The 17,756-nt window shown below is 59.9% G+C and carries 23 protein-coding genes; 10 read left to right on the top strand and 13 right to left on the bottom strand.

The annotated features are described in order from the left end of the window. The first annotated feature begins 173 nt into the window (after nt 1–173). From AC5ZG5_RS40725 to AC5ZG5_RS40680, 10 genes are all read left to right on the top strand, one after another. Nucleotides 174–563, top strand: coding sequence for a DUF4326 domain-containing protein (locus AC5ZG5_RS40725; RefSeq protein WP_456642282.1), 390 nt, complete (start codon nt 174–176; stop codon nt 561–563). Beyond that, nucleotides 560–1,078, top strand: coding sequence for a hypothetical protein (locus tag AC5ZG5_RS40720; protein ID WP_456642281.1), 519 nt, complete (start codon nt 560–562; stop codon nt 1,076–1,078). The genes AC5ZG5_RS40725 and AC5ZG5_RS40720 overlap by 4 nt, the downstream gene beginning before the upstream one ends. Before the next feature lie 167 nt (nt 1,079–1,245). Further along, nucleotides 1,246–1,659, top strand: a complete 414-nt coding sequence (locus AC5ZG5_RS40715; protein WP_456642280.1) for a hypothetical protein — start codon at nt 1,246–1,248, stop codon at nt 1,657–1,659. Nucleotides 1,660–1,668: 9 nt separating this feature from the next. Next, nucleotides 1,669–2,331, top strand: coding sequence for an SOS response-associated peptidase (locus tag AC5ZG5_RS40710; RefSeq protein ID WP_456642279.1), 663 nt, complete (start codon nt 1,669–1,671; stop codon nt 2,329–2,331). A gap of 45 nt (nt 2,332–2,376) precedes the next feature. Next, nucleotides 2,377–2,616 carry a hypothetical protein gene (locus tag AC5ZG5_RS40705; RefSeq protein WP_456642278.1) on the top strand — a complete coding sequence of 80 codons (240 nt, stop codon included), beginning with the start codon at nt 2,377–2,379 and terminating at the stop codon, nt 2,614–2,616. 3 nt (nt 2,617–2,619) lie between these two features. After that, the gene (locus AC5ZG5_RS40700; protein WP_456642277.1) at nt 2,620–2,883 is read left to right on the top strand and encodes a hypothetical protein; all 264 of its coding nucleotides are present in this window, start codon (nt 2,620–2,622) and stop codon (nt 2,881–2,883) included. A 390-nt stretch (nt 2,884–3,273) separates the two neighbouring features. After that, entirely contained in the window at nt 3,274–3,711 is a 438-nt protein-coding gene (locus AC5ZG5_RS40695; protein WP_496165516.1) for a PIN domain-containing protein, read from the top strand. 44 nt (nt 3,712–3,755) lie between these two features. Further along, nucleotides 3,756–4,358, top strand: coding sequence for an ATP-dependent DNA ligase (locus tag AC5ZG5_RS40690; protein WP_456642275.1), 603 nt, complete (start codon nt 3,756–3,758; stop codon nt 4,356–4,358). Continuing rightward, nucleotides 4,358–4,537 carry a hypothetical protein gene (locus AC5ZG5_RS40685; protein WP_456642274.1) on the top strand — a complete coding sequence of 60 codons (180 nt, stop codon included), beginning with the start codon at nt 4,358–4,360 and terminating at the stop codon, nt 4,535–4,537. Before AC5ZG5_RS40690 ends, AC5ZG5_RS40685 begins: the two co-directional genes overlap by 1 nt. Before the next feature lie 233 nt (nt 4,538–4,770). Continuing rightward, nucleotides 4,771–5,202: a hypothetical protein gene (locus AC5ZG5_RS40680; protein ID WP_456642273.1), complete on the top strand. Its 432-nt coding sequence runs from the start codon at nt 4,771–4,773 to the stop codon at nt 5,200–5,202. A gap of 221 nt (nt 5,203–5,423) precedes the next feature. Here AC5ZG5_RS40680 and AC5ZG5_RS40675 read toward each other — a convergent pair whose 3' ends face one another. From AC5ZG5_RS40675 to AC5ZG5_RS40615, 13 genes are all read right to left on the bottom strand, one after another. Next, nucleotides 5,424–5,756, bottom strand: a complete 333-nt coding sequence (locus AC5ZG5_RS40675) for a hypothetical protein (protein ID WP_456642272.1) — start codon at nt 5,754–5,756, stop codon at nt 5,424–5,426. Nucleotides 5,757–5,888: 132 nt separating this feature from the next. Then, nucleotides 5,889–6,353, bottom strand: coding sequence for a hypothetical protein (locus AC5ZG5_RS40670; RefSeq protein ID WP_456642271.1), 465 nt, complete (start codon nt 6,351–6,353; stop codon nt 5,889–5,891). Next, nucleotides 6,353–6,829, bottom strand: coding sequence for a hypothetical protein (locus AC5ZG5_RS40665; RefSeq protein ID WP_456642270.1), 477 nt, complete (start codon nt 6,827–6,829; stop codon nt 6,353–6,355). The genes AC5ZG5_RS40670 and AC5ZG5_RS40665 overlap by 1 nt, the downstream gene beginning before the upstream one ends. 11 nt (nt 6,830–6,840) lie before the next feature. Beyond that, on the bottom strand, nt 6,841–7,710 hold the full coding sequence (locus AC5ZG5_RS40660; protein ID WP_456642269.1) for a glycoside hydrolase family 19 protein: 870 nt from the start codon (nt 7,708–7,710) through the stop codon (nt 6,841–6,843). 1,125 nt (nt 7,711–8,835) lie between these two features. Continuing rightward, nucleotides 8,836–10,788, bottom strand: coding sequence for a hypothetical protein (locus AC5ZG5_RS40655; RefSeq protein WP_456642268.1), 1,953 nt, complete (start codon nt 10,786–10,788; stop codon nt 8,836–8,838). Nucleotides 10,789–10,860: 72 nt separating this feature from the next. Beyond that, nucleotides 10,861–11,193, bottom strand: coding sequence for a hypothetical protein (locus AC5ZG5_RS40650; protein WP_456642267.1), 333 nt, complete (start codon nt 11,191–11,193; stop codon nt 10,861–10,863). Continuing rightward, nucleotides 11,190–11,636: a hypothetical protein gene (locus tag AC5ZG5_RS40645; RefSeq protein ID WP_456642266.1), complete on the bottom strand. Its 447-nt coding sequence runs from the start codon at nt 11,634–11,636 to the stop codon at nt 11,190–11,192. Before AC5ZG5_RS40645 ends, AC5ZG5_RS40650 begins: the two co-directional genes overlap by 4 nt. Nucleotides 11,637–11,648: 12 nt before the next feature. Then, entirely contained in the window at nt 11,649–12,176 is a 528-nt protein-coding gene (locus AC5ZG5_RS40640; protein ID WP_456642265.1) for a hypothetical protein, read from the bottom strand. Between the two features lie 379 nt (nt 12,177–12,555). Then, nucleotides 12,556–12,942: a hypothetical protein gene (locus tag AC5ZG5_RS40635; protein WP_456642264.1), complete on the bottom strand. Its 387-nt coding sequence runs from the start codon at nt 12,940–12,942 to the stop codon at nt 12,556–12,558. A 2-nt stretch (nt 12,943–12,944) separates the two neighbouring features. Further along, entirely contained in the window at nt 12,945–16,448 is a 3,504-nt protein-coding gene (locus AC5ZG5_RS40630; RefSeq protein WP_456642263.1) for a host specificity factor TipJ family phage tail protein, read from the bottom strand. Then, on the bottom strand, nt 16,433–16,861 hold the full coding sequence (locus tag AC5ZG5_RS40625; RefSeq protein WP_456642262.1) for a hypothetical protein: 429 nt from the start codon (nt 16,859–16,861) through the stop codon (nt 16,433–16,435). The genes AC5ZG5_RS40630 and AC5ZG5_RS40625 overlap by 16 nt, the downstream gene beginning before the upstream one ends. Continuing rightward, nucleotides 16,858–17,385: a DUF1833 family protein gene (locus AC5ZG5_RS40620; RefSeq protein WP_456642261.1), complete on the bottom strand. Its 528-nt coding sequence runs from the start codon at nt 17,383–17,385 to the stop codon at nt 16,858–16,860. The genes AC5ZG5_RS40625 and AC5ZG5_RS40620 overlap by 4 nt, the downstream gene beginning before the upstream one ends. Then, nucleotides 17,385–17,756 (bottom strand): hypothetical protein, encoded by a 372-nt coding sequence (locus AC5ZG5_RS40615; protein WP_456642260.1) that lies wholly within the window; start codon nt 17,754–17,756, stop codon nt 17,385–17,387. Before AC5ZG5_RS40615 ends, AC5ZG5_RS40620 begins: the two co-directional genes overlap by 1 nt.

Below are 17,756 nucleotides of genomic sequence, written 5' to 3'. Positions count from 1 at the left end.
GTCTGGGAGACTAGGGGTCGAAGGTTCAAATCCTTTCGCTCCGACCATTTTTCTCAATATTTTCAACGGCGTATTCCATCGAGACGTTTACATAGAACGCCAGTTTACACAGCGGTTTACAATTTTTGTTCGCTGAGCGTTCCCGGCCGGCTCCACTCTTGGAAGGGGTGGGCATGAGCGGGCCTGTCCGTATCCAACGCCAGCGCACCAAGGGCTGGAAGGCTCCGGATGGCGCGGTCTATGTCGGCCGTCCGGGGCCATGGGGCAATCCCTACTCGCCAGGCGACTACCTCGACAAAGGTCCATATGCCGGCACGTTCGTGCGCAACACCATGCATGCGGTGGTGCTGTATCGGGAATGGGCCTTAAGGGCGATGCGCGGCGACGCAAATCCTCAGGAGGACGGCAGCCCGGCGCCGACCAAGGCAGAGGTTGCTGCAGCTATGGAGAGCCTCCGGGGCAAAACGCTCATGTGCTGGTGCAAAGTCGGCGAACCGTGTCACGCCGACGTGCTGCTCGAACTGGCGAACGGTCCCACTCGTTCAGGGAGCGCGGAGCGATGAGCGACGACCCGATTACCGAAGAGTGGCTTAAGGCGGTAGGCTTCAAATGGCACCAGTTCGACCGCCAGCCGTCGAAACACTGGCTGTTATGGCTGGGTGCCGGCCTGAAGGAGAAGCCGTGCCTGACGAGCTACGAGGACATCGGGATAGAGCTCGCAGCCAACGTCCCATCACGAGATGGCGACATGGATTGGTTCTGCTGGCTACGAAGTGACGGCGCCGGGCGCTATCATCGCTTCATCCACCTTCGCCACGTGCAGACCAGAAACGATGTCATGCTCCTGGTTGTCGCGATCACAGGCCGGCCGTGGACGCCGGAGAATCATCTGTTCGGTTCGCTGCGATCGCCGATGGACGCCGATCGCATCCGAGAGGACAGGCAACGGGCCGACCAGCGGATGATCCACGAAGCATCGCCTTTCCACAAGTGGGCCGATATCGAGAAGGACGACACGCGAGGCCGGGCGCTTCCCGAGCACATGACGGCGGCAATCAACGGCGGCGGGGCGAAGTAGTATGCCCCGCCTCACCCGCGTCGGCTCATGGACCTTGTTTTGTATGGCGGTGATCTTGGTCTTGGTTTTGGCCAGGAAGCTGTTGACCAGCAGCTAGTGAGATCGGACGCGCCCGACGCAAGACCTAGCGGCTTGCCGCCGCGGGCCGCAGGCCGCATTTTCACGCTATGGGCACCAAGTCACGCGAGACGATCTTCGGCGCATCCGTGCGCGCGGCGGCCGAGCAGGCGCTCGAGGCGCGCAAGAAAGCCGATCGGCTCGCCTGCGAAGCCTGGAACAAGCGCATGCTTGCGTTCCAGGGACCGGCGCAGCCCTCGCCTGCCCTCGGTGACGCACTCAATGCCGGCTACACCTATCTCGAAGTGAAGTGTCTCGGCTGCGAGACGCACCAGACCGTCGCGCTCGATATCGTCCGCCGGCCGAAGACGACGCCAATCCACGAGCTCGAGCGCTACATGCGCTGCAAGCTTTGCTCGGAGGAGCGCGGCTATCCGTACAAGCGCAGTCATCTGATCGCGGTGCGGCCGACGAAGATCTCCGCGCAGGATCCGCCCTCAACCTGGTGGCCGGGCGAACGCTGAGGACCCCTAATGTGTAATCTCTACTCCATCACCACCAACCAGGAGGCGATCCGCGCGCTCTTTCGCGTCGTCAACCGCTACGTCGGCAACCTGCCGCCGATGCCTGGCGTGTTTCCTGATTACCCAGCCCCCGTAATCCGCGACGGCACCGACGGCCGTGAGCTGGTGCTGATGCGCTGGGGCATGCCGCCGCCACCGCGAACCGGCGGGCCGCCGGTGACGAACATCCGCAATACGACTTCGCCGCACTGGCGTGGCTGGCTGAAGCCGGAGAACCGCTGCCTCGTGCCCTTCAACAGCTTCGCCGAGTACGCGCCGGAGCCGAACCCGGCCACGAAGAAAAAAGACGTGGTCTGGTTCGCGCTGAACGATGAGCGGCCGCTCATGGCCTTCGCCGGGATCTGGACCGAGTTCAAGGGCGACCGCGGCACCAAGTCTAAACCTATCCCCGGTCCGCACCTAGTCTATGGCTTCCTCACGACTGAGCCGAACGCGATCGTTGCGCCGATCCATCCGAAGGCGATGCCGGTGATCCTGACGACGGATGAAGAGCGCGACGTGTGGCTGCGTGCGCCGTGGGATGAGGCTAAGGCGCTCCAGCGGCCGCTGCCCGACGATACTCTCAAGATCGTTATGCGCGGCCCGGACAAGGAAGATAGGTTAGCCGCATGAAATTCGAAACGGGATTATACTCTGACCGCTAAGAAGGAGCCGGACATGGTCAACCCCACCCCACTTCGCCCCGAGCCGTACAACGACGGCTATACCCACGAGGCGCTTCACACGACCTCTGTGCTCATGGATACGTTCGACCGGCATGTGATGGACACACGCTGCGCTGAGCACTTCCCAGATGTCGCCGCTGCGGCCGAGAAGGCTCACCAGGCGCTATTTGATCTCTACCAGCTCATCGGATCAAAGTTCGAGGATGGGGCCGACGAGCCGGCCAAAGACTGACAGATGAAATACGTCGAACCGAGTCCTTACGCCGATCCCGAAAAAGCTGCCCGCCGGCTGATGGAGATCGCGAGCACGATCGAACCGGTTCAGGACGGCCGCATCCACATCGAGAAGATCAACTACCCGTTTCTCTTCCAAGACAAAGCCAAACCGGCCGAGTACGGCGCCGCCATCAAGTTCGCGCTCGATCGCGGCTGGCTGTGGATGCACGAGAGCGGCACCTATGTGAAGATCACGCCAGAGGGCGCCGAGTTGTTCGCATAGGCGCCCGGCTCCGGGAACGAAATTCACTGCAATTGCAGCCGAGCGAAAATGACCGCTGGCGTTGAGTTCCCAAATGGGCAAAATAAAACCCCCGGTGGTTAGCCGGGGGTGCTTGGCGACGTATCGCTTCCGCGTTGATGCGCTCTATCTAGGACAGGCCGTCTCAAAAGTCAAGGATTACGTATGAAGACTATAGCCGGTATGTATATCGACGGCTTTAATCTTTACCATTCAATACTAAAGTTCCAGGAACCTCACCTAAAATGGCTTAATCTAAGAAAACTCGGGGAACAAATAGTGGATTCTACTTCGGAAGAACTTGGGCCGGTAACTTACTGTACCGCCCATTACCCTGGCGACTCAAAGAAGAAATTCCGGCACGACGAATACATGGCCGCACTCAAGGTCGTGAACGTAAAGCCGATTCTGGGGCACTACATCCGCGAGCCAATGGAATGCATCGCTTGTAGCCATGAATGGGAAAAGCCAACGGAAAAAGCCTCAGACGTAAATCTTGCGCTGCATCTGTTTAACGATGCTCGACTTGATCGCTATCACACGGCGTACCTCGTTACTGCGGATTCTGACCAAGCCGCGACGGCGAAGATGTTCCGCGAATCATTTCCGGATAAGCGCTTCATAACCGTTGCCCCTCCGGGAAGAAACATTTCGCACAACATTTTCACGTACTCGCATGGGAAGGTGTCACTGACGAAGGACCATCTTGAGAAGTCGCTCTTTCCTTCAATTGTCTTTGCGGATGGTCTGAGGGCCGGTCGCCGTCCGCGCGAATACGATCCTCCTGAAGGCTGGAATCCGCCTGACTAGCGAAGCGATTCGCAGTATCCGCCCCAGATACCTATGTTCTGGGCATGCTCAAACCGAAGTACCTTCCCTGCATCCCGACCAAGGGGACAAAGGTCCCTGACCGTCTAGAGTGGATTCACGAGGTCAAGCACGACGGCTATAGGCTGATCGTGGAGCGTCAGGGGAAGGCCGTTCGCCTCTTCACCAGGAACGGTAATGACTGGTCCGGCCGGTTCCCGCTGATCGTCGAGGCGGCCTTACGAAACCGTAATACGTCGTTCGTGATCGATGGTGAGGCTGTCTTACTGGGTGTCGATGGCCGGTCGGACTTCAACAGCCTGCACTCTCGCCGGCATGACGATGAAGTGCAGTTCTACGCCTTCGATATGCTGGTTTCGGACGGAGACGATATCCGCAAGCTGCCGCTGAGCATGCGGAAAGCTAACCTCCAGAAGCTTCTGGCGAGGCGCGTGGATGGCATCCATGCAGCCCCCTTTGAGGAGGGTGAGATCGGCCCCGAGCTGTTCCGGGCCGCCTGCGACATGGGCCTGGAGGGCCTAGTATCCAAGCACAAGGAACGCCCCTACCGCGCCGGCCGTTGTGACCACTGGATCAAGGTCAAGAACCGGACGCACCCGAGCTTTGAGCGCGTGAAGGACAGTTTCTGATGCCCGACATCTACGACGGCACACCATGGACCGAGATGGACATCGAGAACCTCACAGACGCGATGAACAACGGAACCACAGTTGAAGAAGCCGCGGAGTGGCTGTGTCGCTCCGGCAGCGTCGATGAGGTGGAGCGGAAGGCAAGAGAATTGAATCTCCCGATCCGGAGGCGAGAGTGAAGCGCAGAATCCCCCGCGGCAAATACGTCGGAGAGCGCGTTGGCGGTCCACCAAAGGACGAATCTGAGCACTTCAGGAAATGCGAGCTCTGCGGCGGATGGATCGACCTAAGAGACCTGGGAAGCGTGATCGACCACGAAGGCCCGCTTCCGCATCCGGAAGAGGATAAGCCGCAGTGAACGCGCTAAAGTCAGCGCCGCCGTAGTTAGCTAGCGGAAATAGAGAAATTGATCATGCCCCATTATTTTCTAAATGCTGGATACCAGAGCAATCGTGATGCTGATACGCGCGGGTTCAAGGCGTTAGCAACAGCCTTCCTTGCATCTTCTCACGAAGTAAGCGATCTCTGGGTTAAACTGTTCCTGATCTACCATTCAATCGAGTGCGCCTTAAAGGCATACTTGGCCAGCCAAGGAGCACTGGTCGAAAGCGACTTAAACCACCACATTGTGCAGCTGGCTCGGAAATCGGCATCGTGCGGCTTGGTGTTGACCCCCGAAGAAAGCGGCGCTCTTCAATATTTTGAGTCCACATCGAAAGATGGCAAAAAGAACAGCCCGCCGTCGGTGGCCTTTCGCTATAATATCACGGGAAGCGCAGCTACGGAAACGCCGGACGTCCTGCAGCCTATTGTGCAGTCTATTCTCAAACAGATTGAGATTTGATCTAGCCAAAAAAGCCGCGCCATCCGGGGCATGGAGGGCGCGGCCAAGTCTCGGGAGATTGAACAGGCCCAAAAGGGCCGAGCTACTGCCGGTTAGGAAATGCCGACAGTTACGGAAGGCCGCGACGGCCTAAAGGCTGAAATGGGCGTGCAGCAGGATCAGTAGCGCCATGAACGAGAGCGCCACCAAGAGCAGAGACAGACGGGCGCGCTTCTGAGGCACTATCGGGTATACTCACCCTCAAGATTCCCCCTGCGAGAGGTGATGTAACCCTCTCCCCGGCGCAGGCGCTCGATGGTCTCCAACATCGTGGCGTTGCTGCTCTCCAATGCCAACTGCCGCTGATCGATAACCGCGATCTTCTTGTCGGTCTCCGCGATCGACTTCAAGGTTTCGCTCAATATCTTGAGCGTGTTCTCGATCGCGCCGACCCGATATTCGAGCATGTTGAGGCGTCCTCCAAACTTGTACCACCCTCCAATGATGCCGCCGACGAAAAGTAGTAGACCAACAACACCAGGGATGCTGATCGTCGTATCGAATGTGAAGCTCATTCCATCTGTCCCCTAGCTTTCCAGAGCTCGTTAACGATCTATCGCTAGGATCCATTCCCAGCCTGTTACGGGTGCGGCCCGTTGCGGGTTAGGCTCGGCTTGTCGTTCCAGCGACAGGTCGAGCCGACCATTTCACTTGATGAGCGCCTTCAGCTTGTCCGGCGATAGCGCGCCGGGCCCGTTCCGGAGAACGAGCGGCCCCAGGCCCAAGAGAGCGCCGACGAGCAGATAGGCCCACTCCACGGTCGTTCCGGAGGACGGATAGCGCGTCGTCAGTCCCATGAAGACGATGAACGGGATCGCAAACTGGTGCCAAAGCAGAACGAAAAGCTGTGAGAGCGTGGCGATCGCCCATACCCGCTGCAGCAGCGGCGAAGTTTTCGCTGCATCCATGAAGCTGGCATAGGTCTTCGCCAGCGCATCGGCATGCGCCTTCTCGATCTCGCCGAAGGTCTCCACCAGCGCCGTCTGGAGCTGAGCGCGGAGCTGCGCCTCGGTGATCTGCTTGTTGAAGTATGCCTGGAAGACGCCCGTAATCTTGCCGAGGAGACTGTCGACGATCTGCCCGCCGAGGGCGGAAGCGATGGCTGACAGCATCACGCCACCTTCGCCTCAGTCACGGCCGCGACCGCCTGCTCTTTGGCGACTTCCGCCTGGGCGACTGCCAGCGCCGCGCTTGGGGGCAGTTTATCCTCCGGCACGGCCACGAGCTCGACCGGCTTCGTGGTCTTCTTCCGCAACCACTCCACGATCATGCCGATGAAGCTGATCGCGAGCGGAATGCAGTTGATCGTCATGCTGACGATGACCTGATACTTGTCAGGGACGAGCGGCATCAGCGGCGTCAGGTTGATGTCGCCGATCTGCGTCAAGAACGTCAGCACAATGCCGAGAGCCGACAGCAGCCGCGCGAACAGGATCGTCTCCGACTTCTTGAAAAGCGCTATCTCGATCGGCTCGACCCAATCGAAGAAGCCCTTTGCCCATGGCTGCCGCTTGAGCCAGGCGCGGCCCTCGATCGCATAGAGGAGGATCAGCGTCGAGATGATGGCGAGGACAATCAGGATGTTCATGGTGATGCCTTTCAGGCCGCCGCCGGCCGGTTAATGGATTTGCTGATGAGGAATCCCGCGACCCCGAGGGCCGCCACGATGAAGCCGATCACCAGCCACTGAGACGGGCCCCAGCCCTGGTGCACGCCGGCGGCGACAGTCCCAGCGACCACGGCGCCGGCGGCGCCCTTGGCGACGTCGCCCTTCGTCACGGGTGGTTTCGTTGGATCGGGAATAGTCGGAGCGATAGCGTTGACGGTTTCGAGCCGCGCGATGATCGGGTCATTCCCGGCCATGAGGTGCTGGCGGTCGGCGAGCCCGTTGGTGCCGCCGTTCCATGCCTTGACACATCCGACGAAGTCGCCGGCATCGGCGAAGCGGTTGAGGTTCTTCCACGTCCAGAAGGCCGTGCAGACTTCCGGCTGCAACTCGAGCTTGGTTGCGACGGTCGGGTCGGCGACCGCCGGCAGGCCGGTCAGGCGCTCAAGGTTGGCGTAGCCGTCCCTGCCCGTCCACTGCGGGCCGCCGCGGCCGATATAGGTCGATCCGTCCGACGTCCCCGGCCGGTTGCCCATCCGGTTGCCGTAGATGTCGTCAAAGGCCTTCTTCTGCCAGCCCGGTGCCGTGCCGTACTTGGCCTGCACGGACGCGGGGCCAGAGAACCGGTTCGGCCAGACCTCCGCCATCCGAGCGGCGGAATAATTGATGTTCTCCGTTAGGTTCGGAATTGTGAACCCGCCGCACTCATGCTCGATATTCGCGAAGAAGTAGGCCAGCCGCGCGCGCGTGGCGTTGATTCCCGCCTTCGTCAGCAGATCCTGCTTCGTCACAAAGGCGTCGATGACGGCCTGCGGCGCCCGCGGGAAAATCTGCCGCAGCGATTCCTTGGTCAGCTTGATCATAGGCATGGCTCCGTATTCGCCCGGTCAGAGGCGTTGAGGTCTTGATTGGTGTGGAAAAGTCGCCCCGCAGGCGCCGATCAGGCGTCCTCGTTTGCCCAGCAGCGGGCATTGAGGTCGGCGATTGGATTTTTATCGGCGTCGACCGAGTAACCCGCTACCGCCAACGGAGTGTCAGGCAGGTTGCTCGGGTTGGTTGCGGGTGGTAAATGTTGCGCCCTTTTTGGGGGGCTCCTTGGTTAAGGAGTTCGTCGGATTAAAGCCTTTCCCGCGAGGCGCGCGAAAGCCGATCAATGGGGCTTCCTTTGTCTACATTCAGACCGCCAGCACACTGCAGTAATTGCGGATTGATATTTCCGTCTAACGCGATCTCACTGGAAAATGTCTTTCAAGCTTCCCTTTCCAACAACAGCGAGACATGTCCGAAGTGCCGTGGCATGGCTCGAATGGTCGATGGCGACTTCGATTTTGTAGGGAACGCAATTCGCGTCAGGAACGCGCCTCCGCGGACAATCGCTATACTGAACGTCCTTCAGGGTGCACTCGTCGATGCGAGAAAGGGCACCCCTCCCCAACAAGTCATCGCAAAGATAGAGAAAGCATCCCCCGAGCTCGCGAGCGCGATCAGCAAGAAGATCGCCAAGAGCGGGCCACTAGCTTTGGCTGGTCTTTTGCTAGCCCTGCTTGCCAACTGCTCAATGAACACGAGCGCGACCCTAAATTGGAATCAGCTGATAGATCAGGTGCACGTGTATGGTACTGGATCGGAGCCCTATCCGATCTCGGAGCCAAACGAAGCGAGCCCGCCAGGAGCTGGAGGTAGATCAAAGCTGAGCAGACAGCAACGGCGACACATAGAACGCCAAGCCAAAAAGCAGCAGCAGCAGATCGAGCGGCAACGCCGAAAGAAACCGAATAGTTAGATACTGACATGGGTTGCTCGGATTGGTTGTGGGTGGTACGACTGTCCCGCTGAGAAGTCGGGCTTGGAATGAAAATGAAAGTTTTATGGATTATGCTCGCCGCGGTGTCGGCAGCGATCGTTGTTATCGCGATGGCACCACAGTGCGGCGCGGTCGGCGGAAGGTTTCTCCACGCCGGCCAGATGGTGCGGGCTTGCTACGCGGGTTAGCCAATTACATTCCCGCAGAACCAAGTGTGCGCGGGGTTGCCGTCAGCGACCCCGATGTTTGTATTTGCAGTATTGTCAACGAATATAAACAATTCGTAGTAGTCCGTCCCGTTCGCGAGATCGATGGTCCGAGGAATGAATGTTCCGCCGGTACCGGCGAACCCGGCGGGCGCCCAACCAACGCCCGCAGAGACTTCGGTTGCTTGGCCATTCTTCCAGATTTTTGCCGTAACATTCGTCGGGGCCGGGTCGATACCCGCGTTTAGCCAGACGGCCGCGCTCAATTCAACAAGTCCTGCAGGGGGCGTCCAACGACTATTCACCGTATCGTAATAGCCTCCGATGTTGAAGCGTGCAGTCGTGAACGTCAGTTTAGTGTAGATTCCATCGAACAGCGGCTGGGTTACATTGTTCTTGTGGGCATAAAATGCGGGCGGCAAGGCCGTTTTTTTTGTGCCACGATGCTCAAGTAGAATTCGCGAAGGTGAGACGTTCCATGTGCCCGCCGTCGCGAGACCGTTGTCGTACTCTGCCCGAGCAACAATTCGCGCCTGCTTCGACGTAATCGTTGATTGGCTGTAGAGCGTTGCGCCACTATCTGCGCCACCAGCACCGCCTTCCGCAGTAGTTGATTGGGGTGTCCCCTCATCCAGTGCAAACGCAATAGCATTGGAGCCAGCCGGCAACGTCTGACCAAGTCGTGACGCGACAGCTAGCTTAACAGTGCCGTCGTCATCAAGAGCGACTATCACCAATTCAAACCGGGTAGTTGGGCTCATGCCAAGCGTCGAGCCGGACGATACCGTTACCGACGTCGCAGCCGTTACAGATCGCTCTACATATAACCCGCTCGCAGTGAAGAAACCAATTTTAACCGGGTCAACAACGCTTGGATCGCTGCCCGCATTTGTTTTGATCGCAAACGTAGCTGCGTTTCCAGTGTGGCTCTCGACAATCTTCCCGTTGTACATTGGGAAAGCGGCGCCGATCATGTCGGGAATCATCAGGTTCACGCGAGCAGTATTCTTGTCCGACACGTCCGACAGATTATTCGTCGAGAGCATGTCGCCGCTACCGGGCGCACCCGACACAGCGAACCGCCAATCGGCAAACGTACCGGAGCCGCCCGTCTTAGTGACGTTAACGGTGATATTTCCACCGCTGTAAGCGGTGACCGCCCCCTCCATGAAATTCGCGCCATTCGCCGCCGAACTGGCGCGAACGTAGTTGCCAGCTTGATACGCGAAGCCAGCAGCGAGTGCGAACGTCTTGGAGCCTGTGCCGATCGCGAGGGACGTCGTCGATGTTCCGCCGTAGCCGGCGCCCTGCGGTCCAGTATCTCCCGTGTCTCCCTTCGCCGCCAACACCTGCCAATAAGTCGCGTTCGGCGGCGTCTGGTTCGTGCTCGCTGCGAGCGCCACATAGGACGAGCCATCCAACGAAACGACATCGCCGACCTGATAGGCCGTCGCAGCACTCCACGGCCCCTTGATGCTGAAGCCCTTGTAGATACCCTGAAATACCCACACGCCGCCGGTCTTCAGCCAAAGCTTGCCGGTGTCGGGTTGCAGCGCGAATTGGTTCTCCTCGCCCAAAGAGGGATCCGGAGCGGTCAAATCAGGGGCAACGAACACGTAGAAACCATCGGTGTTGAGCGCCGCCACCATCTTGGAGACGTCGGCCATCGCCTGCCCGCCAACGAAGCGCAGCGGAGAACGCTGAATGATCTTGTAGGCTGCACCTGCCGCAACGCTGGTGTACGGCCACGGGTCGATAACCAGATGCGTTACATCCGTGACATCCTGCACAACCACCATGTGCCCGTCGATCACAATATCGTCGCCAGGCCGCGCGTTAACGCCGGACCAGATCGTGCTGTTGCCAACGATGACAGTAGCGCCGTTGGCAACAGAGACAGTGCCGGTCGAATAGCTCGGGAAAGCAGTCATTATTCCCCTTCCTGAAGAGAAGAAGTTTGGTTATTGGGTTGTGTGGATGGCGCCTAGACAGGCGCGCGCCAGCTAGGGCTTGATCGCCTCTAGCTCTGCCGGCGTGGTCGCGGCATCAATTGCCAGCATCATTTTCTGGCGCTGCAGCTCACGCTCCGCGACGGCTGAGGTGTTGGGCTTCGCGAGAATAATGTCGGCCAATTCTTCCTTGGATATCCCGCGCAGGTCAGCTTCAGGCTGAAGCTTGTCTAGATCGCTCTTTGCCCATTCGCGCTTGAGCGCGTGTGCCCGGTCGCGGTGAGATTGTTCGCTCACGAGACGGTCAAAATAGTCGTTGATGGCTTTCACTTTCGCGGCTCGCGCTGGTGCCATCGTGTCGAACGTAATTCGTTTCCTTACGGTCATGATGCCGCCACCTCAATCGCTACTTCAAACCTGCGGTACGGCCACTTGTCGAATGAGATGTGATAGATGGCTGGCGAGGTCTGGGCGAATTCAAACTCGGTAGCTTCGCCAAGCTTCTCTGCGTACACGCCGATACGTTCGCCCTGTAGCCAGATATGAACAGCGCAGGTCACGTCCTTCGGAATGTTTGTAAACACCACACTGTCGTTGCCATCAGCCTTGATGGTAGGCTTTGATACGGAGATTTCCATGTCGGGACGCGCCAGCAAATCTTCGTTCGCCACGTCAACATAGAACAGTTCCGGGTTTACCGGATAATGGGCATCGTACTTGACGAAAGTCTCATGCCCCTGCTCCCGCAACAGGTCGTCGTATCCAGTCGGATCAAACAGCTTGTTGGCTTGATAGATACTGCCATCCGGCTTGTAGAGAACGTAAAGCACAGAGCCCGCCCCTCAGGTGAAGTTCTTGAAAATCGCGTAATTGATGTAGATGGTGTCGAAGTGGTTCGTGTGGATCAAAGGGTCGAACGTCTGCGGTGTGAACGTGACTCCCAAGAAAACGTTAGAGCAGATAGCGCCACCAGAGCCTTTGTAGCCCTGCACATTGAGATTGGTCGTCGAGTCCGAGCGAGTCGGCGTCATTAAGATGCCGTTATCAAAGACCGGAACGACCCCGCTGCCTCCGTCAGAAACGCCGTACCAAGCCGGAGCGCGGTGCATTGTCATGAACAACGGAGACGCGCCGCCAGGGTCAGTAACTACAACCGAAGCACCGGCCTGCTCTTTCACGTTCTGCGGCGACGGTGCTGTGTAGTCGCTGTCCAAGATTGGCGTCATCGTGAACCAGCCGTTCTGCGATATGCGAAGCGGCGGCTGGTTCGAATCAAAAATCAGATTGTCGAATTGCGCTCCGCCCGCATCGACTCCTGGGACCGAAACGCGGAACGTTCCATTCGCATTGATGATGACACGTTGCGCCACTAGAAGACCGCCGAGTAGACAAAGTATTTCACAGGTAGAGACGTTGAGAGCGTCATCGATGCGCCGCTACTGTTTATTGTCGCTGTGGAGGACGGAACAGAAGCCAATGGAGAGGGTCGCAGAGGCCCAGGCCCAGTGGTGTGGCCGAACACATTGTTGAAGTCGAATTGGCTCGTCAGGAAAACAAATGGTCGTTGACTTAATCCGAGTGGAACGGTCGTGGAGGTCGCCGCATGTCCAATTGCAATCAACTGCGACACCTTGGACGTGACCGACATAATCAGGGAGCTATCGGGCGCCGTGTACGCGTCAACACCGGCCGGTGAAACGAACACGCCTATGTCGCCGTTCCCGCGCTTCCCCACAACGATCCGTCTGCTCATCCCGACAGCACCGGAAGCTTAAACACCGCATACAAAATGCTGATGGTGCCAACGTTGCGGACGCTGGATATTCCGGTTGGAAGCACCGTTGCCGCGATTCCGACCTGATGCCCGCTCGCATACACTCCGTCGTCGAAGACAACGCTCCCGCTTATTTGCCGGACTTCCACATACGGCGTATAGCCTTGATTAGGCCAACTCGGCAGCGAAGCAGTCGTTGACGTTCCAACCATCAGCGTCTGGACGATATCGGTCCAATTGCTATCGAAGGAAAATCCGCCTGCGTTGCTGTTGCCAAGGTAGGCATCGGTGCCGGGCAACGAGACCCGCAAACCATAGTTCACGCCATCAGCGTATTTTCCAAGAACAACGCGGCGAGCCATCGTCAATCCGAAACGATAATGTTCGCGCCGTTCAGGCTGATAACCATCTTGCCATCGGTGCTCTGGATGATACCTGCCGTTAGCGTGCCAACGTTTGCAGTGATCGCGCTCAGCGTGCCGACATTCATCATGACGGCCGTGATCGTCCCGTTGAGAATCAGGTTGCCGTTGATGCCAACCGAAGGCGTGCCGCCAACAACGCCTGTGGCGAATAGGTCGTAAGGATCGTCGCCGTTGAAGCCGGGCAGCGAAATCTTTACGTTGGACGCCAGAAGATTGATGACGCTCTCGCTGTCGCTGCCGTCAACAAGCTGGATGCCGGAGATCGCGCCGTTGACATTGAGCATCACCGACCACGAAGCTGCGGCGTAGCCGTCGAGTGTCGCAACAGCCTGCGAGACGGTGTTGACGGAGGAGAACGCCGGGCCGAACGTTGCGGAAACTTCCGTCTCAAAAGAAGCCAGCGCCGCCTCAGTTCCTACCGCAACCGTGCGCACCTCATTGATTTCCGCAGATGCCGCGTCCGAGCGCGCCGCCAATTGGGTGCGCACCTCTTTCTTGTCGAGCCAGTTGCGCGCGTCTTGGTCTGATGCAATGGCCGCAATGCGCTGCGTGACATCGTCGATTTTGTCGTTGATGTCGTCCATCAACGTTGTGATCTGGTATTGGATGCCGTCGATTAGAGATTTGAGCGCAACAGCCTGAGAAGCAATCTCAATGGTCGGTGCACCCAGACTCGCCTCGGCGTAAGGACCCCGAACCGTAGCGGTCACAGCCTGCACGCGCACAGTTAGCGCGGCGGCCGGCACGACGGACGAGAATTTGTTGTCTATTCCCTCGTAAACCTGCTGCCAGCTCGCGCCGGAATCGAAGGAGATTTCCGCAACGTAGTAGATTGCGCCTGCCGCGGGGAACCAGCTAGCCGACAGGGTTGGCTCGGCGATGCTCTGCGACCAGAGCAAATTCAGGCCGACGACCAGCGGAATCTTCGGATTAAAAGGATAGTTTGGCTCCGGCAGCACAGGAGGTGTGCCGAGGTCAGTCGCGTGCACCCGCTCGTCGTCGACAACGAGGCTCAGCGTGCAGGTGTCGCCATTCGGTTGTCCGCCCAGCACGACGCACAGGCGCGAGGATGACACGCCGTTGCCAAGTTCGAAGCTTGGATATTCCCCGCCATCCTCGCGCAACAGCACAGCGGCAAGCGTGGTGCCCTGCGCGCTCTCGGCCGAGGCAAGGCTGGCCGAGTCGAGAACAGCAATTGACGCGCTGGTGCCCTTCGTGACCAACACGGGGCCGAAGAACGTCCCGTTTGGCCGCCGCAGACGGATATAGAATGGCCCAGTGTCCCAAACAGGTGCCGGCGAAAGCGTTAGCTGGAGGCCAGACACGGCGACCACTGCGCCGCCGTAACCATAGGACTCCGGCAACTCCGACTGCACGCGGACGACCGAGCCGAAGGTAATCGCCCGGCCCTCATATTCCGTGGCGATCTGCACGTTCTCGCGGCGATAGATCGACTGTAGGTAATAGAAGGCTGCCTCGCGGAACGCCTGGTCGCGGTTGATGATACCGTCGAGCCGCTTCACCTCAGCATTTTGTGCGGTGAAGGTCGGCCCGTTCGGCGGATATTGCACATCCGCGGCGCGCCACGTCTCCTCGTCGATGTACTCGATCTTGACGGCGTCCGGATCCTCCTCGCCCAGCATCGTGAAGCTGATTTGCGTGGAATCCCGCACGATCTCGCGATCGGTCAGCAGCATGGTCGGCACGTCGCGCCATTCGTCGCGCACGACAGAGACGGTGTCGCCGAGCCAGAAATGCCGCGCCCGCGCTACGGTCAGGATCTTGTCGAAGGCCTCCGGCACCGCGACGGCCGAGGTGAAGCAATAATCGAAGGTGTCCTCGCGGCTGGCGCAGCCGGCGGCGAAGTTGACCACAGCGTTGAAATCAGCCTTCGAGATCGGCAGGCCGGAGCCATATTGCGCGCTGGTGACGGCATCGAAGAACGCCCAGGCCGGATTCCGCGTCGCCTGCGTCACGAAGCTGGAGCCGGTCCAGACCGGCAGCTTGCGGGTACCGAGCACGCCGAACTTGAAGGAGCCCTGCGTCGACTGCGAGGCGAGCAGCCGGATCGCGACCGTCGAGACATCCGGGAATGAATTGTTTCCCTTGATGAAGGCGCGCAGGCCTGCCCAGAGCACCTGGTTGGTGCCGACCTCCGTATCGAACGCCGCATCGTTGCGGCGGAAGCGCACGGCGTAGCGGCCCGGCGGCACATTGCCCTTGAAGCTGTCCCGGATCGGGCTGGTGCTGCCTCGGTTGAGCACCGTCGAAGCCAGCGTCTGGAACGGGCCGATCTGCGTGCCGGCGTCGTCGATCAGGCAGAACTCCGCTGTCAGCGGCACCGTGCCATAGCCGACCCGGCCTCCGTTGCCGGTCTGATTGAACGTGGCGCAGCCGGCCGGCAGCACGAAATCGACCGCGAGCGCCTGCGCCTGCGTGCCTGGCGGATTGGCCGCAAACGGACCGATCCACGCGCCCGGCGACGTCGATGTCGGCGGGATGAAGAAGCCGCCGGTGGTGCCGGAGCCGTCCGGAAGCTGCTGCCCGGAGACCTCGTCCGACGCCACGACGTTGGTCGGGAAAAGCGTGACTTCCTGCCCCGGCTCATAGAAGGCGACCTGCGCGCCGGGATAGGAGGCGGAAATGCCCGTCGCGGAATCCCAGAGCACGGTGTCGTCGATGAAGAGGTTCTCGTATTCGAGACTACCCATCGTCGTCGACAGCAGCACGTTTAGATACTGCTCATTGCCGACGAACTCGCTCCAGGGCGTTGCGGCAAAATCCGGATAGCGCTTGAGGCGGCCATACCAGACCGGCAGCGGCTGCCCGAGCTTGGCGACGTTGCCCTGTGCCGAGGCGGAGTAGATCTGGTCCTGCGTCGCATCCGGCGCGTTGGTGGCGCCCGCCTTCGGCGCCGTCAGCGCGTTGATCAGCAGCGAGCCGCCAAGGGCGATGCCGGCCGTGAACAGGCCGCCGCCGATCGTCGCTGCCGCGCCGGTCAGGCCGATAGCGCCTGCCAAGGCCGGCCCTGCCCAGAAGGCGAACGCCGATACCGCGACCAGCGCGACCAGGCCAAGCACCTGCTTGCCGGTATTGCCGCCCCCGCCGCCGAGCGGATAGGAGACGAAGCGCACGGCATCGCTGGCGCGTATCCGCCGGCGTGCCCACTCCTTGCGCAGCACGGCCTCGCCGTTGATCTCAAGGATGGTCGGCAGGCCCTTCCGGAACCGCCAGCCATATCTTCGGTCGCGCGACGCCCAGCCGGAGCGCCGCAGGAACGCCGTCACCGTCTCGCCCTTCCGCGGCACCTCACGCGCCACCTCGAGGCCGGGCATGACGACATGCAGCACCGGCCGCCGCGCTGCCTCGCTGCGGCGTTCACGGCGCGCGCGGGAGCGTTGCGGCGCTGGGAGCGCTGGCAGTTTCTTTACTGTTCCGTGCATGAGGATTTCGGTTCGAAGAAGGTCAGCTTTTTCCAGCCCATCTGGCGCAGCGCCAGCGGGGTTTCACAGGCGACGCCGGTCTTGGTATCGCAGTGGACGATCCTGCCCTCTGGGCGCAACCAGACGCCGACATGCGCGGGAAAGCGAAGATGCGCCATCAGCACTAGCGCGCCGTCGGCGGCCGTCACGAGGCCGCCCGGCCCTTCCGGCACCTCAGACCAGCGCGACCGCTCGGGATGGGCGGCGAATTCGCCGAGGACCCAGCGGCGCGAGAAATCCTCCGGCACCGTGATCTGCGGCAACGCGCGGCCGAACAGCTCACGCTGCACGTGGCAGGCAAAGTCCCAGCAGTTGCGGGCCTGCCATGCCCATGGCTCGCCGATCAGCGGCGAGAGGAATTCGGCGCGGGTCACGTCGGCAACAGGCTCGGAAACTGGATGTAGTCGTAATTCTTGGTGAGCCGCGGAAACCGCTTGTTCTGCAAGTTCTTCACCATCACGGTTCCGGTCAGCGATGCGCCAACCATCTGCACGTTGCGCAGCTCGAACTCGACCGGGCCATAGGCCGGCTCGCTCAGATCGCTGTTGAGGTACTCCCGATAGAGCACCTGGATGTACTGCCGGACCGACATTGCGGCGCGGATCTTCGGCACCAGCTCGCGATTGACGTTGTCGATCTTGATCTTGGTCTGCGGCGGCTGCCCTTCCCGCTGCTCCGGGTAATCCGCCTGGAACGGACAGGCGATGAACGTCACCATCTCGCCGCCGTTCCGCGGAGCCCCAAGCTCGATGCCGAATGTCATGTCATCGCCGACATTGGCGACGACGCGCGCCGGCTGATCGAATGAGGCCTGCCAGATCTCCAAGGTGTAGTAGATGCGCGAGCTCGGCGGAGCCGACGCATACGCCTCCAGGAGCGCTTCATTGTGTGTCGGCATCAGAGATCATAGACCCGCAACGAAATCACGGCCGCGAGCTTGCTGGTGCCGATACGCTGCCGCCTTGGCACCGCAGCAAACTGACAGACCTTTGTGAGGAAGGCGTTGTCGATCCAGACGGGCATGGAGAAGCGCGACGTCCCATTGTTCAACGTCGTCTTCACCCACGCGTTGAACAAATCTAGCTGCGCCTTCGTCATTGGAATGGAATAGGACACCTGACCGACGTTATCGCCCGGCCTGGTCCTGAGCCGCACGTTGCCACCCTCCATTTCTGTCCGGACCGGGTCCAGGAATCCTGTCACCGGTTGAACCGTATTGAGGTCAGGCGCGTAGGGAAATTGATCCACAGGCCATGCAGGAACGGCCAT

It is taken from the genome of Bradyrhizobium sp. Ses1 (assembly GCF_059512365.1).
This window is presented reverse-complemented; position numbering and strand designations above follow the sequence as displayed.